Annotated in this window: 21 protein-coding genes and 1 pseudogene; 18 read left to right on the top strand and 4 right to left on the bottom strand. The window is 62.0% G+C overall.

The annotated features are described in order from the left end of the window. From Q358_RS18655 to Q358_RS0113415, 12 genes are all read left to right on the top strand, one after another. On the top strand, positions 1-483 hold a 483-nt coding region (locus Q358_RS18655; protein ID WP_043488375.1), incomplete at its 5' end, for a transposase. Beyond that, positions 453-944, top strand: coding sequence for a helix-turn-helix domain-containing protein (locus Q358_RS17535; protein ID WP_156940925.1), 492 nt, complete (start codon positions 453-455; stop codon positions 942-944). The genes Q358_RS18655 and Q358_RS17535, both read left to right, overlap by 31 nt. A 716-nt stretch (positions 945-1,660) precedes the next feature. Then, positions 1,661-3,112, top strand: a complete 1,452-nt coding sequence (gene ltrA, locus Q358_RS18320; RefSeq protein WP_342665557.1) for a group II intron reverse transcriptase/maturase — start codon at positions 1,661-1,663, stop codon at positions 3,110-3,112. A 74-nt stretch (positions 3,113-3,186) separates the two neighbouring features. Further along, complete coding sequence (locus Q358_RS17530; protein ID WP_084286566.1) at positions 3,187-3,816, top strand: integrase core domain-containing protein; 630 nt, start codon at positions 3,187-3,189, stop codon at positions 3,814-3,816. A gap of 54 nt (positions 3,817-3,870) precedes the next feature. Next, positions 3,871-4,110 carry a hypothetical protein gene (locus Q358_RS0113450; RefSeq protein WP_027962470.1) on the top strand — a complete coding sequence of 80 codons (240 nt, stop codon included), beginning with the start codon at positions 3,871-3,873 and terminating at the stop codon, positions 4,108-4,110. A 100-nt stretch (positions 4,111-4,210) separates the two neighbouring features. Beyond that, a complete protein-coding gene (gene nagB / locus Q358_RS0113445; RefSeq protein ID WP_027962469.1) occupies positions 4,211-4,951 on the top strand; it encodes a glucosamine-6-phosphate deaminase in 741 nt (246 codons plus the stop codon). A 97-nt stretch (positions 4,952-5,048) separates the two neighbouring features. Next, entirely contained in the window at positions 5,049-6,656 is a 1,608-nt protein-coding gene (locus tag Q358_RS0113440; RefSeq protein ID WP_051530390.1) for a glycosyltransferase family 2 protein, read from the top strand. Between the two features lie 268 nt (positions 6,657-6,924). Further along, on the top strand, positions 6,925-7,488 hold the full coding sequence (locus Q358_RS0113435; protein ID WP_156940924.1) for a hypothetical protein: 564 nt from the start codon (positions 6,925-6,927) through the stop codon (positions 7,486-7,488). Continuing rightward, a complete protein-coding gene (locus Q358_RS0113430) occupies positions 7,485-9,092 on the top strand; it encodes a glycosyltransferase (RefSeq protein WP_027962466.1) in 1,608 nt (535 codons plus the stop codon). Before Q358_RS0113435 ends, Q358_RS0113430 begins: the two co-directional genes overlap by 4 nt. A 46-nt stretch (positions 9,093-9,138) precedes the next feature. Beyond that, the gene (pgi, locus tag Q358_RS17525) at positions 9,139-10,815 is read left to right on the top strand and encodes a glucose-6-phosphate isomerase (protein WP_245598325.1); all 1,677 of its coding nucleotides are present in this window, start codon (positions 9,139-9,141) and stop codon (positions 10,813-10,815) included. 236 nt (positions 10,816-11,051) lie between these two features. After that, on the top strand, positions 11,052-11,426 hold the full coding sequence (locus Q358_RS0113420; protein WP_027962465.1) for a hypothetical protein: 375 nt from the start codon (positions 11,052-11,054) through the stop codon (positions 11,424-11,426). 35 nt (positions 11,427-11,461) lie between these two features. After that, positions 11,462-11,770, top strand: coding sequence for a hypothetical protein (locus Q358_RS0113415; protein WP_027962464.1), 309 nt, complete (start codon positions 11,462-11,464; stop codon positions 11,768-11,770). Between the two features lie 287 nt (positions 11,771-12,057). Here the strand turns inward: Q358_RS0113415 and Q358_RS19060 are convergent, their stop codons facing one another. From Q358_RS19060 to Q358_RS18015, 4 genes are all read right to left on the bottom strand, one after another. Continuing rightward, the gene (locus Q358_RS19060) at positions 12,058-12,192 is read right to left on the bottom strand and encodes a hypothetical protein (RefSeq protein ID WP_281172984.1); all 135 of its coding nucleotides are present in this window, start codon (positions 12,190-12,192) and stop codon (positions 12,058-12,060) included. Between the two features lie 312 nt (positions 12,193-12,504). Next, on the bottom strand, positions 12,505-12,705 hold the full coding sequence (locus tag Q358_RS18650; protein WP_027962463.1) for a hypothetical protein: 201 nt from the start codon (positions 12,703-12,705) through the stop codon (positions 12,505-12,507). 2 nt (positions 12,706-12,707) lie between these two features. After that, positions 12,708-13,688, bottom strand: a complete 981-nt coding sequence (locus tag Q358_RS0113400) for a hypothetical protein (RefSeq protein WP_156940923.1) — start codon at positions 13,686-13,688, stop codon at positions 12,708-12,710. 211 nt (positions 13,689-13,899) lie between these two features. Beyond that, positions 13,900-14,247 (bottom strand): SH3 domain-containing protein, encoded by a 348-nt coding sequence (locus Q358_RS18015; RefSeq protein WP_051530386.1) that lies wholly within the window; start codon positions 14,245-14,247, stop codon positions 13,900-13,902. Between the two features lie 82 nt (positions 14,248-14,329). Between Q358_RS18015 and Q358_RS18645 the strand changes: the two genes are divergently transcribed. The 6 genes and pseudogenes from Q358_RS18645 to Q358_RS0113370 form a co-directional block, all read left to right on the top strand. After that, the gene (locus Q358_RS18645; protein ID WP_156940922.1) at positions 14,330-14,497 is read left to right on the top strand and encodes a hypothetical protein; all 168 of its coding nucleotides are present in this window, start codon (positions 14,330-14,332) and stop codon (positions 14,495-14,497) included. 35 nt (positions 14,498-14,532) lie between these two features. Next, positions 14,533-14,841 carry a hypothetical protein gene (locus tag Q358_RS0113385; RefSeq protein WP_027962461.1) on the top strand — a complete coding sequence of 103 codons (309 nt, stop codon included), beginning with the start codon at positions 14,533-14,535 and terminating at the stop codon, positions 14,839-14,841. Positions 14,842-15,214: 373 nt separating this feature from the next. Continuing rightward, positions 15,215-16,348: a dTDP-glucose 4,6-dehydratase gene (locus Q358_RS0113380; RefSeq protein ID WP_027962460.1), complete on the top strand. Its 1,134-nt coding sequence runs from the start codon at positions 15,215-15,217 to the stop codon at positions 16,346-16,348. Continuing rightward, a complete protein-coding gene (gene rfbD, locus Q358_RS0113375) occupies positions 16,345-17,262 on the top strand; it encodes a dTDP-4-dehydrorhamnose reductase (protein WP_027962459.1) in 918 nt (305 codons plus the stop codon). Before Q358_RS0113380 ends, rfbD begins: the two co-directional genes overlap by 4 nt. Positions 17,263-17,467: 205 nt before the next feature. Then, positions 17,468-17,536: pseudogene (locus Q358_RS18640) on the top strand (sugar phosphate nucleotidyltransferase); the annotation flags it as partial. A 57-nt stretch (positions 17,537-17,593) separates the two neighbouring features. Beyond that, the coding region (locus Q358_RS0113370) for a transposase (RefSeq protein ID WP_043488179.1) at positions 17,594-17,867 on the top strand (274 nt) is incomplete at its 3' end.

Below are 17,867 nucleotides of genomic sequence, written 5' to 3'. Positions count from 1 at the left end.
CGTAAGGAAGCCATCCTCAAGAAGATGGCACCGCCCATGAGCATGACCATCCCGGAATTAGCCGAGCAGGAAGGCATCACCGCGACAACCCTCTACAATTGGCGGAAACAGGCCAGAGCACGAGGACAGGTTTTGCCATCACGTTCTACCCAGCCAGATCAGTGGACCAGCCAGGAGAAGTTCCAGATCGTCCTGGAGACAGCTCCGATGAACGAGGCTGAAGTCAGCGCCTACTGCCGCGAGCGCGGGCTCTATCCCGAGCAGGTGGAGGCCTGGCGGGATGCCTGCATGAACGCCAACGACGATGCGGCAGCGCAGGCCAAGCAGCTTCGCCAGGCGCGTAAGGCGGAGCAGAAGCGGCTCCGTAAGCTGGAGCGCGAGCTACACCGCAAGGACAAGGCCCTGGCCGAGACGGCGGCGCTGTTGGCCCTGTCAAAAAAGGCCGAGGCGATCTGGGGCACGACCAACGACGAGGACGACTGACCAGCCTCCCGGATCGCCAGCGTATCGTGACTCTGGTGCAAGACGCCCAGCGTGACGGTGCTCGGCTGGCCAAGGCCTGTCAGGTGATGGGCATCAATGTGCGAACCTATTACCGCTGGGTCGCGGAAGGCGAAGTGACGGCGGATCGCCGCCCCGACGCCGACCGCCCAGAACCGGCCAACAAGCTGTCGCCCGAGGAACGAGAGGCGATTGTGGTGCTGTGCAACGCCCCGGAGTATCGGAGCCGCCCGCCGGCCTTCATCGTGGCCGACCAGGCGGACAAGGGCCGCTACCTGGCTTCTGAGTCGACGATGTACCGAGTGCTTCATGAATATGACCAGCAACACCACCGGGGCCGACAGCAGGCCCCACAGCGCAAGCGACCGCCGACCACGCACCAGGCCACGGCACCAAACCGGCTTTGGTGCTGGGATATCAGCTGGTGTGTGCCTCGACCCTGAAGGCAGCAGGAAGTAGCTGAATGGGCACGAGCATGACTGGAATACCTTCATGACGAGCAGGATGCTCCTAGTGAAGGGCTGCCCTCTGCTGTGAGAGGGCATGAGCCGAAGCGGCAGTGACCTGCAGTGCACTGGCAGGGTGATGTAACCCGTGGGAAACGGGGTGTGAGGCGAAGCCGTTACGCCAAGATGCACCTCTAGGCTAAGTATGGAAAGGTTGAGGAACACGAACCGATTAATCCGCGTCTGTGGGCTGAACGTGTCGCCACCTCCTACACGGCTTATTGGAGGTGTGTACCCCAGCAGTGAGTACAGGTACGGCTCACTTCTGCTGCGGGCAACGAATAGCCAAGTCGTTGCCAACAGAGGTATGGACAGTGCGCAGCTAATCCGTACCGGGTACACCAACTTGCAGCATGCAAGGGTAAAGATTGCGATCGGCAACCTCCTCCATACGCTTGAGTCCAGCATGTAAACGAGGGAAGGCTTGTATGGGATGGTAAGGGAGTGCGACCCCGATGCCCAACAAGCTGGCGGAGCCTCCGTAGTAGTCCGAGGTGGGGAAAGCCCACCACATGGCGAAGGGAGGCAGTTCAAGTGGCTTGTTCCACTAATTACCTGACTGAGAGAGGTGAAGACCTTTGATAATCAGGGAAATGCAGAGCAAGCTAGCAACATGGTCAACAGAAGATCCGAATCGTAGGATTGATCGACTGTTGAGGCTGATTGCAGGGCGCGATTGGCTCCTGGATGCTGCGTGGAAAACACTGGCATCAAAGGGGGCCAAGACTGCTGGGGTAGACGGTGAGACTCGACGAGTAGTAGAGCAGGATATTAGCCACTATGTGGATGATATTCGCTCAGAGCTGCTGGCTGGAACCTATCAGCCTCAGCCTGCTCGTCGTATCTATATTCCGAAGGCCAACGGCAAGAAGCGCCCACTGGGGATACCAACACTGCGAGATAGGATTGTACAACGTGCGATGCTGATGGCAATGGAGCCCATATGGGAAAGCGACTTCCATCGCTTATCCTACGGCTTCCGCCCCGAAAGAAGCGTGCACCATGCTATCCGAACCGTGAAATTGCAGCTTACGGATAGTGGAGAAACAAAGGGCCGCTGGGTCATAGAAGGCGACTTGGCAAGCTACTTTGATACTGTCCACCACCGAAAGCTGATGCGGTGCGTTCGCAGGCGGATTTGTGACAGTCGTTTCCTAGACCTCCTCTGGAAATTCATCAAAGCGGGCCATGTCGACAAAGGGCTGTTTCATGCTGCTCACGACGGCGTTCCGCAAGGTGGTGTGCTTTCACCATTACTGTCGAATATCATGCTGAATGAATTCGACCAATGGCTTGAGAAACGCTATCTTGGCAAGAAGGCTCGCAAAGATCGTTGGTACTGGAACTCTAGCATCCAACGAGAATTTCCAATCGCCATGCGAGAAAGACGACATTGGCGACCAGCGGTAGCTTACTGTCGCTACGCTGATGATTTCGTCTTGGTTGTTAAAGGAAACAAGGCTCATGCTGAGGCTATCCGCGAGGAGTGCCGACTGTTCCTTGAGGACGACCTCTCATTAACTCTGAATATGGATAAGACCCATGTTACACATGTGAATGATGGGTTCATTTTCCTGGGTCATAGAGTAGTCCGTAAACGCGGTCCCAATGGCACAATGCGCCCGGTCACGTCCATCCCCCGTGAAAAGGCAAAGAATTTCGCTGCATCACTGGCGAAAGAATTGTCTAGCAATCATAGCGCGAATAGGATTGACATGGTGGACCGCCTGAATCGCCGACTGGCGGGATGGGCAAATTTCTACCAGCATACCGACTACACCGCGATCACTTACAGGAAGATAGATGGCATTGTCTTCTGGCGATTTGGCCACTGGCTATCAAGGAAGTATCGCGCATCGATAAAGTCCATGATGCGAAAACACTTCCTGAGACCAAAAGAGAAACAAGCCAAGACATGGAAATTCTTTGGCCCAAATGGCAGAGGTGTTTTCTGCGTAACGAGCCTGAGACGTCTGGTAACCAGTCGAAAGATGACCTTCCGATGGCGGCTTCCTGAGGCAAATCCCTATCTGCCACAGGAAGAGGTACGCAACACCGTCACTTCGCGCTACCGAGATGTTGCCATGGCTTTGAGCCACACTTGAATGGAGAGCCGTATGCGCTGAGAGGTGCACGTACGGTTCGGGGAGGAGAAGTAGGGAAATAGCTCGACTACGCCCTGCTTCTTACTCCACTACCGGGCCCTGCACGCGGTACCTGGTGGTACCTGTACCTGATCATGGACGTCTTCAGCCGCAAGATCGTTGGGCACGAGGTCTATGAAGCCGAGACCGGCGAGCTGGCCGCCGAGCTGATCCAGAAGGCCTGCTGGCGCGAGCACCTCACCGATCGTCACAAGCCTTTGATTCTGCACTCAGATAACGGCAGCCCGATGAAGGCGGCGACCTTCCTGGAGAAGCTCTACGACCTGGGCATCACCCCGTCGTACAGCCGACCAAGGGTCAGCAACGACAACGCCTTCGCCGAGTCGGCCTTCAAGACGCTGAAGTACCGGCCGGGCTTCCCCATCGACGGGTTCGCCACCCTGACTGAGGCTCAGGAGTGGGTCCAGCAATTCACCGAGTGGTATAACCACGAGCATCGGCACAGCGCCCTTCGCTACATCACGCCGAGCCAGCGTCATAACGGCGAGGCCAAAGGCATCCTGGCGCAGCGCCGGGAGGTCTTCGAGGCGGCGAAGCAACGTCACCCGGAGCGCTGGTCGGGTGACATCCGGAAACTCAGCCTGCCAGAGATAGTGCACCTGAATCCCGAGCGGGATCCGGTGCCACAGGCAGCAGGGTTTTAAAGAGCCAGAACCATTTTATATGCCAACTATGTTGACAGACTCCGCAAGCAGGGGATGCGCAAGCTGCCTCAGACCCTGATCAACGTGCGCTACCAGGCCAGCGCCGGCGCCGACCCTCTGGAAAGCGAAGCCGTACAGGCCGCAGTGCAGCAGGTGGAAGCCAGGCTTGGTGCGAGCGGCCGGGTGCTGCTGCGCAAGTCCGGCACCGAGCCCCTGCTGCGGGTGATGGTGGAAGCGGAAAATGCCGAGCAGGCCAGCCGCTGCGCCAGGCAGATCGCCGATGCCCTGAGCTGAGCCCGGCGGCGCCGGGAGCTGCAGGAGTGCGTTTTATCGCGCGATGAAATGCTGTGGCAGCAACGCCTGGCCTATCGATAACTCACCAAGAAACGTCTACATGTACAAGATATTCGAAACGATAGATGACGTCTCCCGTTACACCGCGCAGCGGCTGCTGGACAGGATCCTGGCCAAACCCGACGCGGTGCTGGGCTTGGCCACGGGCAGTACCATGGAGCCGGTGTATGCCCGGCTGGTGGACTGGCTGTGGCAGCACCCCGTGGATCTATCGCGGCTGACCACGTTCAATCTGGATGAGTATGTTGGCCTGGGGGCATCGCATGCACAGAGCTACTGCCACTACATGTGCCGGCATCTGTTCGACAAGCTGAACGTGCCGCGAGAGAGGGTGCATCTTCCTGATGGCATGGCCCGGGATCTTGAAGGCGCTTGTCGGGCCTATTCCGATGCGATTCAGACCGTGGGCGGGCTCGACCTGCAGCTGCTGGGCATTGGCTCCAATGGCCATATCGGTTTCAACGAGCCGCACACTCCTTTCACCAGCCGCACCCAGGTGATCGCACTCTCCGAGCAGACCCGCATCGATAACGGTCGCTTCTTCAGCGACCCGAGCGAAGTGCCCACCCATGCGCTGACCATGGGCATCCAGGATATTCTGGAGGCCAGGGAGATCCTGCTGGTGGCCACGGGCCCCAGCAAGGCGGGCATCATGGCCGAGCTGTACCACTGTGGTGTGGATGAAGCCCTGCCCGCCACGGCGCTGAAGCAGCATGGCAATGTGACGATCGTGATGGACAGAGAGGCGGCGGCCCTGTTGCCGCGGGAACTGCGCGCGTAGGGCTGAAAATCGCCCGATAAATCGGGCTCCTACGATCGTGCGTACGATAGGGACATATTTCGCGCGATAACTCGCGCTCCTACGAGAGGTAGGTGATATGCGGCCAGAAAAGGATCTTCTTGAACAAAGCCCCTGGTTCGATGCCGACTGGTATTCGACTCAGTATCCCGATGTGGCGCTCTCTGGCCTGACACCGGAGGCACACTACCTGCGCGTGGGGGAGCCTCTCGGGCGGCGGCCTTGTCCGAGCTTCGATCCCGCATGGTACCTGGCCGAGTACCCCGATATCGCCCAGGCGGGTGTCAGCCCGCTGTTGCACTTTATCACCCACGGCGAGAAGGAAGGGCGCTTGCCCTGCGGGTTGGAGGCGCAGCGTTGGGACTCAGCGCTGTGGCGCCAAACCGAGCCGGTGGCGGCCTGCCTGCAGGCGCTGGAAGGGTTATCGGCCGGTACGTCCCTTCCCGAGGCCAGCTATGCAGGGTTCGCCCTGGGACGCTGGTATGCCTGGCAGGGGGAGTGGGCCCGGGCGGCGGCCTGTCTCGCCCGTCGTCCTAGCGGCAAGGGCGGGTTGCCCAGCCATCATGGCCCCGAGTTGCTCACGGTGGAGGCCTTCGGGCGTAGCGGCCAGCTGGCCCGTGCCTGGCAGGCGCTCGCCACCCTACAGGAGCACGCCCCCGAGTGGCCCGATACGCGCCTGGCGGTGGCCAACCTGCTGGCCTGGCAGGCAGCGGTCTATCCCGAGGCCGGTGCCGATCGCCAAGGCGAATGGCAGCGACAGCGGCTGGCATGGGTCAATGGGGGGTGGGCCGCCCATGGCCTGACGGAGGTCGAACTGGCTGACCCGGAGTCAGGGCTGGGGATGGATAATTTGGGCGTTTCATCGTCCGAGAAACAATCGCCCGATAAATCGGGCTCCTACGAATATGTGGCACCGGAGGTGACGGTGATCGTGCCGGCCTTTAAGGCGGCAAGTACACTGCCCACGGCGCTACGCAGCCTGGCGGCGCAGCGCGGGGTGAGGCTGGAGGTTATCGTGGTTGACGACGCCTCACCGGATAATACAGCGGCGGTGGCCGAGGCCTTCGCCGCAAGCGACGCCCGCTTCCGGTTAATTCGCCAGCCTTCCAATCAGGGCGCCTATGCGGCGCGCAACCGGGGGCTGGCAGAGGCCAGGGGCGAGTTCATCACCGTGCACGACAGCGATGACTGGTCTCACCCCGACAAGCTGGCCACCCAGCTGGCGGGGCTAGAGGCACATCCCGAGTGGCAGGCGTGCTGCTCCCACTGGGGGCGCTGTACGCCCGAGCTGATCTTCGGCCGCTGGCGGATGGAGGAGGGCTGGATCTACCGCAACGTCTCCTCGCTGATGTTCCGCCGCGAGGTGTTCGAGGCACTGGGCTACTGGGACCGGGTGCGGGTAGAGGCCGATACCGAATACTACTACCGTATCCGTGCCGCCTTTGGTGACCAGTCCATCGGCGAGGTGCTGCCCGGTGTACCGCTGGCCTTCGGGCGGACCGTGGCCGATTCGCTGACCGCGGTGGGGGCGACGCACCTGGTCACCCAGTTCGGTGGGGTACGGGCCGATTACCGTGAGGCCAGCCAGGCCTGGCACCGTGCCGGGGCAGGGCAGCCAGAACGGCTTTATCTGCCCGCCGAACCTGCTGAACGCCCCTTCACCGTGCCGGAGTCGATGTTGCCGTGATGGAACATGCCATCGCGCGAAGAATCGAGCTCCTACGACTATTGTGCGTCAGCCGTGCAGCGTAGGAGCCGGGTTTATCCGGCGAAGGGCCCCGCCCCGATTGATGCTTGCATGGGCTATCTCGCGATTCATCGAGTTCCTCTGGTTTGTGGCGAAGTGGGAGCAGGCTTCCAGCTTATGGACATGTAGCGGTATGCTGTAAAGGTCGATACCTTGGCGGGTGTCGGCCTTTTTGTTGATGCGATGGGCATTTGAGGAGAGATGTAACGTGACAGAGCAGAGCAGGCCGCCGGCGCTAGAGGCGAGGATTAGTGAAGTGAAACAGAGCCTCGAGCAGCAGGAAGAGAAGCTTTCGCGCTGCTTCGATGAAGTGGCCCGCGCTACCCGCACTCTGGAGGAGGAGCAGGCGAAACAGGCGGCTTGGGAACAGGAGTTGGGCGAATTGCGCCGGCAACTGGCCGAGGCTGCAGAGCAGTCGCGCCAGGCCGCCGAGCTTGCCCCCCAAGCTGGCGGCGGCAAGGAGACGGATGCTGAGAAGCTGCAGCGGCACGCGAAGCTGGTTCAGGAGAGTGACCTGTTCGATGCGGAGTGGTATCTGGCCGCCTACCCTGATGTGCGCCAGGCGGAGCAGTACTCCAAGGCGCCGCACGAGCACTATCTGCGCCATGGTGGCTTTGAAGGGCGCAATCCCTGCCCAGAGTTCGATTCAGCCTACTACCTCAAGACGTACCCGGATGTGGCCGAGGCGGGCACCAACCCGCTGGTGCACTACCTGCTCCACGGCCGCAACGAAGGGCGACGCATCTTTCCGCCGTTCGAGGATGACGAGTGACACCAGCGCAACATCCGGCTCTGGCAGCGCGTCTTGAGGCCGCCGGCCTGTTCGAGGCCGACTGGTATCGGCGTACCTACCCCGACGTGGACGAGAGTGAGCTAAGCCCTTTGGAGCACTTTCTCAACTTCGGCCTGTCAGAGGGTCGCGCACCCGGTCCTCGCTTCAGCCCGGCGGACTACCTGGCCGCCAACCCGGATGTGGCCGAGGCGGGAGGCAACGCCCTTGTGCACTACCTGACCTGGGGACAGCAGGAAGGACGCGCACTGGCCCGACCGGATGCTTGGCCTGAAGGCCCCCTGCCAGAAGGCGTGCCGGCCTGGGTGACGCAGGGCGCTCCCGCAAGACCCGCAACAGGCCGGCTAAGGGTGCTCTATGTGCTCTCCGTGCAGAGCGGTGGCACGCCGCAGACCAACCAGGACCTGATGCAGGCCCTTGAAGGAGAAGCGGAGTGCTTGGTGCTGCGCTGCTCCGGTCGTGATCTGGTGCTTTATTTCTTCCATGCCGGCATCTATGTGCCGGTGGCGCGCCAACGCCTGGCGGTGCCCATCACCGCCCGGTTACACACCTCGGTGGAGTACGACCAGATTGTTGCCGGCTGGCTGCAGGAGTACGCCGTCACGCTGGTGCATATTCGCCACCTGGTGTGGCAGGGGCTGGGAGTGATTTCCGCCGCCAAGCAATTGGGGCTGCCGGTAGTTTGCTCCTTCCACGATTATTACAGTATCTGTCCCTCGCTGAAGCTGCTGGACGAGAACCTGCGCTTCTGCGCGGGGCGCTGTACCCGCAGCCGCGGCGAGTGCCAGCCTGAGCTATGGCCTGCCGAGCAGTTCGCTGCCCTCAAGCACGATGAGGTGTATGCCTGGCAGCAGCGCTTTGCCGGGGCGCTAGCGCTGTGCGATGCCTATGTGACCACCACCGCGGCGGCGCGAGACTTGATCCTGTCGATCTTCCCTGCCTTGGATAACGGCCGCTTTGCAGTGATCCCCCACGGAAGGGACTTTACCGAGATTGCCCGGCTGGCAGTAGAGCCCGAGGCCGGTGTGCCCCTGCGGGTATTGGTGCCGGGGCATATCGCCGTGGCCAAGGGGGCCGGGGTGCTCCAGCAACTGGCCGGCATGGCCGAACTGAGCCATGTGGAGTGGCATGTGCTGGGCAGCGTGGATGGCGGCCTGGAGGGTGACTGGCCGGCCAGCGTGGTGTTCCACGGTACCTACCGGCGCGAGGCGTTCCACTCCCATGTGGCGGAGATTCGCCCCCATCTGGGCGCAGTGCTCTCGCTATGGCCGGAAACCTGGTGCCACACTCTCACAGAGCTGTGGGCTGCCGGCTTGCCGGTGCTGGGGTTCGATATTGGCGCTGTAGGCGAACGCCTGGCCGCCACCGGTGCAGGCTGGCGGGTCAGCCCGTTTACCGCTGAAGCGGTGGCCGAGGCACTGGATGTGGCTACACAGCCAGGAGAATGGCAGCGAGCCGCCGAGTGTGTCACCCAGTGGCAGCGGCAAGGGCAGGTGAGCTGTAGCCAGATGGCCGAGCGCTATCTGGAGGTTTATCGCCAGGCTTGCCCTGATATGCTGCCAGTGTTGAGGCGGCCGGTCGCCTAAAATTGATGATTTGTCAGCAGCAGAGCCGTCAATAGAGAGCAACTCGATGTCATTCAAGGAAGAAAAAACCGTCACTGCTAGGGCAGCCAAGCCGGTCATGCTCACTGAGGTGCTAGGCGGTGAAGCCGGCCATCTGTCATCGCTCTGCCAGGCCGACCTTCTGACCGGTAGTCAGGCCGAGGCGCGTCAACGGCGACTCGAGGTCTCGTTCGCCGACTGGCGGCTGGATCTCTCTCGCCAGCGCCTGCAGCCGGAGACGCTCGAGCATCTAGCCGAGTGGGCCGAGGCTTGCGGCCTGGCCGAGCAGCGCCAGGCGCTGTTCGCCGCGGGCATCGTCAACCCTTCCGAGGGACGCCCGGCGTTGCATACCGCCCTGCGCTGGCCACAGGAAACACCGCCTGTAGCGGGCAGTGAGGCGGAGGTGACCTTTGCCGCCGAGCAGCGCTGGCGTATGGCGGTGCTGGTCGAACGGCTGCGTGCCGGGCAGTGGCGTGGTGTGACCGGTCAGCCGATTCGTCATGTGATCCATATCGGCGTGGGCGGCTCGGATCTCGGCCCGCGGCTGGTGGCAGAGGCGCTGGAAGAGACGCACCCGACCCGCGGCCCCTCGGTGCACTATGTCTCCACCATGGATGCCAGCCAGCTGGTGGTGCTGCTCGAAAGACTCGACCCCGCGGCCACGTTGCTGGTGATGGCCTCGAAGTCGTTCACTACCGCCGATACCCGCTACAACCTGGAAACGGCCCTGACATGGCTGAGCAGTGCGCTGGGGGCAAGCCGCGAGGCGATCTGCCGCCAGCAGCTGATCGGCGTTTCCGCCCGGCCGGAGAAGATGGCTGCCCTGGGCATTCCCGAGGCGCACCGGCTGACCTTTGCTGAGGGGGTAGGCGGGCGCTTCTCGCTGTGGTCGACCATCGGTATCAGCCTGGCGGTGCAGATCGGCATGCCGGCCTTCGATGAACTGCTGGCCGGCGCCCATACCATGGATCGCCACTTTCTCGAGGCGCCCACCGTACGCAACCTGCCGGTGCTGATGGCCGTGGTGGGTGCCTGGAACAGTCAGTTCCTGGGCATCCCCTCCCATGCGGTGCTTCCCTACGATGGTCGGCTCGCCAGCCTGCCCGGTTACCTGCAGCAGCTGGAGATGGAGTCCAACGGCAAGAGCGTGGGGCGGGATGGGCAGAGCGTCGAGCACACCACCTGCCCGATCCTGTGGGGCGACGTAGGGCCTAACGGCCAGCACGCTTTCTACCAGCTGCTGCACCAGGGCAGCCATACCGTGAGCGCCGACTTCATTGCCGTGGCGCGCCGACATGCCCAGGCCCCCGAGGCACTGCAGAAGACGCTGAATGCCCAGCAGCGTCTGACCCTTGCCAACTGCCTGGCCCAGGCGCAACTGATGGCCCTGGGCGACGACGCCATACCCGCCGCGCTGCAGGCCCATATGGCCCGCGGCTATCGCGGCAACCAGCCCTGCTCGGTGCTCGTGATGGATGAACTGACGCCCTGGAACCTGGGTGCCCTGCTCGCCATGTATGAGCACAAGGTGTTCGTCCAATCGCTGCTGTGGGGGCTCAATCCCTTCGACCAGCCCGGGGTGGAGCTGGGCAAGCGACTGGCCCAGGGCCTGGAGCAGAGCCTGGCGGCCGGTGACGCCGCCGGCGACTGGGTTGATGATGCCGCCACTCGGGCGATGGTGGAGCATTTGTTGAAGCATTCGTAGGCGGAAAGTGTCCGGCTGCGCCGGGAGGCGTAGACATGATGGATTGATGTAGGAGCGCGATTTATCGCGCGATCAGTGAAACGGTGGCTCATCTTCGCCGGATGAATCCGGCTCCTACGACGTTGGTGGTTTGATGTAGGAGCGCGATTTATCGCGCGATGAGGGGCTGCCTGAAAAACCTTGCACTCCTTTTGGTCGGGCAATATATTGCCTGTGTAAGCCTTCGAGGAGCTCCCATGCATTTCCGTGTTCGCAAGCAGGTCGTCCAGCTGGTCCGCATGAACTATGACCCCGCCATCAAGCGGGGGCGTGCCCAGGTGGTGGGTAGCGTCAAGCTGGCGAACCCTATATTGCCCGCCGAGCTGCGCGGGCAGCTGACCGCGCAAGAGGTCGCCGAGTTCGATACCTGGGTGGCCACCCAGCACCGCAGTCATCAGCTCAAGCAGGAGCTGGCGGCGCTGACCCTGGCCGAGCAGATTGACCAGGCGCGGGAGTGGTTCGAGCAGCAGGGCACGGAGAATGAAGAAACGGCTCGGGTGCTGGCGGAGGAGACGCTGCGCAGCATCAAGCAGCTGCGCAGGACCTTCAACCAGCGTGGGCTTCTCGACTGAGGCGGACCCCAACCATCGAGATAAGGAGCAGAACCATGATGACCGAGACCACCAGCGGTACCCCGCAAGTCGCCGAGATCGACACCCTCAAGCCCGCCGACCTGGTGGAGCGCATGAAGGCGCAGAACCCTGATCTGGCCGGCAAGATGAACGACAAGCGCATGGCCGCCCTCGTGCGCGGTACCCTGCAGGCGCTGGCCGCCGAGGTGAACGAGCGTGAGGCGGGCCGCCTGCGCGTGCCCGGCTTCGGCCGTATTAACATCCGCGAGGTAGAGCGTGAGAAGGACGGCCAGATCCTGCGCAACAAGCGCGTGATCCTGCGACCGGCTCAGCCGAAAGCCTGACGGCCGACCTCACTTGGTGAGGGGGGAGCCCCCCGGCCGGGAAGGCCACAGGCTTTGTGGGAGTGCCGGTCCGGCGTAATACCACCGTTCGCGCAGCAAGCTGCGCTTCCTCGGCCCGGCTGCGCCGGGAGCTGTAAGCCTTAAGCCGTAAGAGCGCTGCGCGACGGTCGTGGGAGCGACGGCCCGGCGTCCCGGCTTCAGTTCGCGAAGAAGAGGCGCATACCTCGGCATCTTCACCTTCGCGCAGCAAGCTGCGCTCCCGCGGCAAGCTACACTTCCATGGGAGCTCACTGGGCACTTTCCACCTCGAACGCCACGATCTGCCGCTGCGGCGGGAAAACTCCACCCCGATCAGGTGGATTCGGCTTGCCGGTGCTGCGGTACTTGTCGGCATAGCCTCTGGCCTTGAGCTGCTCCACCATCTTGAATTCGAACAGGTAGAGATGCCGCCGAAGTCGACGGTCATGCCCACGCGGCCGTGATGGCTGGCATCCTCCACGGTGACGGCGAGCCCCAGGGCGGCGAAGTGGCTGTAGAAGACGCTGGCGTAGACCTGTGAGAAAGAGTGGCCCTCGTACCGGGCGATGGGGTTGTTTCGGTACCTGTAGGTTCCGGATGGTCAGGTAGCCGGTCTGGAAGAGCAGGGCATCGGTGCTGATGTCGTCCACGTCGAACTGGCTGAGTAGCTCGTACTCGGTCTCCCACTGATCCAGCTGCGGGGTGAAGACCCCGCGTCAACGCCGGTTCTTGTAAACGTGATATATCCATTCGACAAGCTTGAAAACCACCAGGAGCCCCAGGGTAGTGATGATGACCAGAACCAGGAATCCTGCCTGGGTATTGGGTGAAATATATGTCGTGAAAAGCACCCCAAGGAGAAGGCAGGCGATCCCGGGCGTTCTATAGAGGAGGATGGCCTCCATGAGCTTCTTCAAGGTCAGTCTCCCCTTTCGATGAGCCCAAGCACGGTTGCACCTAAGTCATCGGCCCAGTTCCTGACCAATGAACGTAGATCCCCCATGGCCCAGCCGTTTTTCCAGAGGCGGGGGTTGCTTTCAATGTCCATGGCCCACCTCTGGAAGATGGCGTTGATAGAAGGCTGTGAATGGTATCTGGAAAGGTCGACATACAGGACGACAGCATCGGGATCTCCCTTCCGGGAAGAAGGCGACCAGGCGAGCAGGAAGGGACCGCGCCCGTCCCCAAGGTCCAGCCCGGCGCGCCGGGCATGGTTGATGGAATGTTTCGCGGTCAGAATATCGTAGTGGGCGACGGCCCTTTCGCACAGCGAGAAGCCGCCCGGAGTCGCGGAAGCCACCCGAAGCTGCTCGGCAACTTCTTCATCATCCACTGGCCACACGGTGACCATCTGCTCGGTGACGGGCACCTCGAGAAGGGCGCTATCGGGCAGTGACGCTGCATAGGCTTCGCAGATCATTTCGTGACGCTCCCGAGACGCCGAGGTGGCGGACAAAGGGAAGGCCACGATGCCGTAGGCGGCATAGTCTTCAGGGGGATGGCGGTGACGGTAGAGAAAGCTTCTGGAAGCGATGATCTCGAGATGGCTGACGCTTCTTGGTGTGCTCGATGCGGGGGCGCTGAGCGGAAATACCTTGTGGTAGAAGCGTCTGACTTCGCCAGGTCCCTCCAGAATCACCTCCCGAGGTGGAGAAGGCGAGGGCCGGCTGCCGGAGGTTTCCTCATCTTCCTCCTCATCTTCATCCTCGGCGTCACTCGACCCGCCGGTGAGGCGATGTTCGACGACACCGACCTCGGAGGCGTGAAGGTAACGGTCAGGTGAGCTGTCGTCGGGTAATTCCGCGGCGGCAGGAAGAACAAGGGTGGCGGCTAGGCAAGCCAGGATGCAAGACAGGGTCATCGGCGTGCCGACAGCCTTTGAAACGTTGTTGGTGGCCATGCCTACCTCCCACATGGAGCCTGATGCTCCGGTCGGTGATAGGAGGCCTCCTCAGTAACCGCCCGCTGGCGGGTAGCAAGGGGCCTGTCTCCTTACTGTAGTGCTGGCGCGCTGTTTCGACGAGGTGGCCCGTGCCACCCGCACGCTGGAGGAGGGGCCACCTGAATCGGAGGCATTCGCCGGATCTACCGGTCGCATCGAACCACGGTCTTCAAGGAATATAATTGCCTAGCCAGTTCCGGTGGACCCAGCCAAGGCGGTTGTTGCTGCCGAAGCTGATCGCCTGCCAGTCGCCTTGCCTGGCGTAGACGCCGACCCGGTCGCCGTTGTAGACCTCGGCTACCTTCCGATACTGCGCTCCCGGCCCGCTTCTGACGGCGAGGAAGCCGTCACCGTTCGGGTCCAGCCCCATGACCTCCGCCACACCGAAACAGGCTGCTTCGGCATCAGGCGGACAGTAGGTATCGAACGTGACGTCCAGGTCCTGAGCGAGAGCGGAGACGCCGCTTACCGATGCGCAGGCGATGAACAGCACGAAGAAAAGGCGTCTTGGTTGCATTGTCGCTGCCTCGTGGGGCGTCGTGATCACAGGTCCGTGGATACGATTCAGCGTATGCCGCGGTTGGCGCGTAGAGCGGAACTTGCACAACAAGCGTAGTCGCTGCGGTACCAGGGTGCTCGAGCAATCACCGCGAGCTCCCGCAGCCCGGCTGCGCCAGGAACTGTCGGCGCGGGTGCTGGCCGAGGAGGCGATGCGCAGCGTCAGGCAGCTGCGCAAGACCCTTAACCAGCGTGGGCTTCTCGAGTAAGGCCGACCCCAACGACCCAGACAAGGAGCAAGACCATGATGACCGAGACAACCGCCGGTACCCCGAAAACGACCGAGATCGACACCCTCAAGCCCGCCGACCTGGTGGAGCGCATGAAGGCGCAGAACCCCGATCTGGCCGGCAAGATGAACGACAAGCGCATGGCCGCCATCGTGCGCGGTGCCCTGCAGGCACTGGCCGCCGAGGTCAACGAGCGTGGGGCGGGCCGGCTGCGGGTACTCGGCCTTGGCCGCATCATCGTCCGCGAGGTGGAGCGTGAGAAGGATGGCCAGATCCTGCGCAACAAGCGCGTGATCCTGCGACCGGCTCAGCCGAAGGCATAATCCCTCTTGGGGGCCAGTCTTCCACCATCGACGAAGTGACGCTTACAAGCCCAGGCAGATGCCTGGGCTTGTGCGTGCAGGGGGAGTAAATCTAGTGTCAGCGATCTCCTCTTGAACTTTCTTGAGTTTTTTGATCCAGGGGGTGCTCGGTTTTGATGCCTTGGGTGGCTGGGGTACCATGCACCCCCATTATTTTTTATGCCGAAGCTCATCGAGGCTTTGGTCGGCGGTAGCGTGCCGGTTCGGCAATCAAGGTTCATGATGCCCAGCCCCCTCTCAGGCCGGGTTTAGGTGCTTTCAGCTTCAAGCCTCCAGGAGCGAAGCGACGCTCTTCAAGCTTTCGATTACCACTCACCACTCACGGCTTTTATCAATGTCCAAGACCTTCCTGATCACCGGCGGCGCCGGCTTTATCGGCTCCGCCGTGGTGCGCGAGCTTATCGCCAATACCGACCACAAAGTAGTCAATGTCGACAAGCTGACCTACGCCGGCAATCTGGAGTCGCTGGCCGAGGTGGCCGATAGCCCGCGCTATACCTTTATCCACGCCGATATCTGCGATGCGCCGGCGATGCAGCAGGCCTTCGACGAGCACCAGCCCGATGTGGTGATGCATTTGGCCGCGGAGAGCCATGTGGACCGCTCCATCGACGGCCCCGCCGAGTTTATCCAGACCAATGTGGTCGGCACCTCGGTGCTGCTGGAGGCCGCCCGCGGCTACTGGTTGGCCCTCAAGGAAAGCGACCCGGCCAAGGCCGCTGGCTTCCGCTTCCACCATATCTCCACGGATGAAGTCTACGGAGATTTAGGTGAGGAGAAACCCCTAACCAGCGAAGCGCTTACCCCTCACTCCTCACCAGCAAGCGCAGCGAAGCCGCTATTCACCGAAACCACCCCCTACGCCCCCAGCTCGCCCTACTCGGCCAGCAAGGCGGGCTCGGACCATCTGGTGCGCGCCTGGCAGCGCACCTTCGGCCTGCCTACGCTGATCACCAACTGCTCCAACAACTACGGGCCCTATCATTTCCCCGAGAAGCTGATCCCACTGATGATCCTCAATGCCCTGGCCGGCAAGCCGCTGCCGGTCTACGGCGACGGCCAGCAGATCCGCGACTGGCTCTACGTGGATGATCACGCCCGGGCGCTGATCAAGGTCGCCACCCAAGGGGAGGTAGGCGAGACCTACAACATCGGCGGCCATAACGAGAAGACCAACCTCGAGGTGGTGGAGACCATCTGCGCCTTGGTGGACGAGCTGAGGCCCGCCTCTTCCAGCTTCCAGCTTCCGGCTTCCAGCTTAATCACCTTCGTTCAGGACCGCCCCGGCCACGATCTGCGCTACGCCATCGATGCCGGCAAGATCGAGCGTGAGCTGGGCTGGGTACCCGAGGAGACCTTCGAGACCGGCCTGCGCAAGACGGTGGAGTGGTACCTGGCTAACGAGAGCTGGTGGCAGCGGGTGCTGGACGGCAGCTATCAGGGTGAGCGGTTGGGAGCCGATGCATGAAGATTCTAGTAACGGGTGGCAACGGCCAGGTGGGCTTCGAGCTCAAGCGTCAGCTCTGCCTGCTGGGCGAGGTGCTGGCGCCTGAACGGACCGAGCTGGACCTGGCCGATGCGGCGGCGGTCGATCAGTGGCTGGAAGCCCACCAACCCACGCTGATCGTCAATGCCGCGGCCTATACCGCGGTGGACAAGGCGGAAGAGGAGCCCGAGCTGGCGCGTCGGCTCAATGCCGAGCTGCCCGCCCAACTGGCCGCGTACAGTGCCGCGCGCGACCAGTGGCTGGTGCACTATTCGACTGACTATGTGTATCCCGGCAGCGGCGAGGCGCCCTGGCAAGAGGAGAGTGCCACCGGGCCGCTTGGCGTGTATGGTCAGACCAAGCTGGCGGGTGATGAGGCAGTGCAGGCCAGCGGCTGCGAGCATCTGATCTTTCGCGCCAGCTGGGTGTACAGCGCCCGCGGCAACAACTTCATGAAGACCATGCTGCGCCTGGGGCGCGAGCGTGATGCATTGAAGGTGGTCAGCGACCAGATCGGCGCGCCTACCCCGGCACGGTTGATCGCCCAGGTCACTGCCCTGGCGCTGCACGGTTTACCCCTCACCCCTCACGATTCACCCCTTAGCCCTCACCCGAAGATGTCCGGTATCTATCATCTTGCGCCACGGGGCGAGACCAGCTGGCAGGGTTTCGCCAGCGAGATCTTTCGTCAGGCGTCGGCCATGGGAGAAGAGCTGGCCATCACGCCGGACAGTGTCGCCCCCATTCCCACGGCGGAATATCCTACACCGGCCCAACGGCCACTTAACTCGCGCCTTTCGCTCGACAAGCTGGAGCAGGCCCTGGGTATTCAGCTCCCCAGCTGGCAGGAGCAGCTGGCGTTGACGTTGGGTGAATGGAAGACAGTGAATGGGTGATTGATAACTGTTCAATAGTGAATAGTGAGCGCGCTTCGCGCTTGTGAATAGTGAAAGGTAAGTAGTCACCACTCACCACTCACCACTCACCACTCACCACTCATCACTTTCAAGCAGTTCTTCTTATCGCTTACAGCGTAAGGCTTACAGCTCCCGGCGACGCCGGGCTCACCACTCACAATTAACGATTCACGGATGACTTATCATGGCACGTAAAGGCATTATTCTCGCCGGCGGTTCCGGCACTCGTTTACATCCCATCACCCGCGGCGTTGATCTTGCCCACCAACAGTGGACACCCCGTTAAGGTATACACTCAACGAGGTGACCCATGGCAAAGCAAGCTACTCCGATGAAGAAGACACGTGCCCGTTACTCTGATGCCTACCGCGAGGAGGCGCTTGCCCTCGCTGACCGAGTGGGGGCTGCCGCTGCTGCTCGTGAGCTGGGTCTGCAGCCAAGCCAGCTCTATCAATGGCGTGCCAAAGCTCAGCAGAAGAAGAACACCTCCGATCGCGAGCAAAAACTGGCCGATGAGAACGCTCGACTTAAGCGGCAACTCTCTGAAATGTCAGAGGAATTGGCCATAACAAAAAAGGCCGCGG

Source organism: Halomonas halodenitrificans DSM 735 (assembly GCF_000620045.1).
GTDB lineage: Bacteria > Pseudomonadota > Gammaproteobacteria > Pseudomonadales > Halomonadaceae > Halomonas > Halomonas halodenitrificans.
The sequence above is the reverse complement of the archived record's forward strand: the minus strand, read 5'-3'. Positions and strand labels throughout refer to the sequence as shown.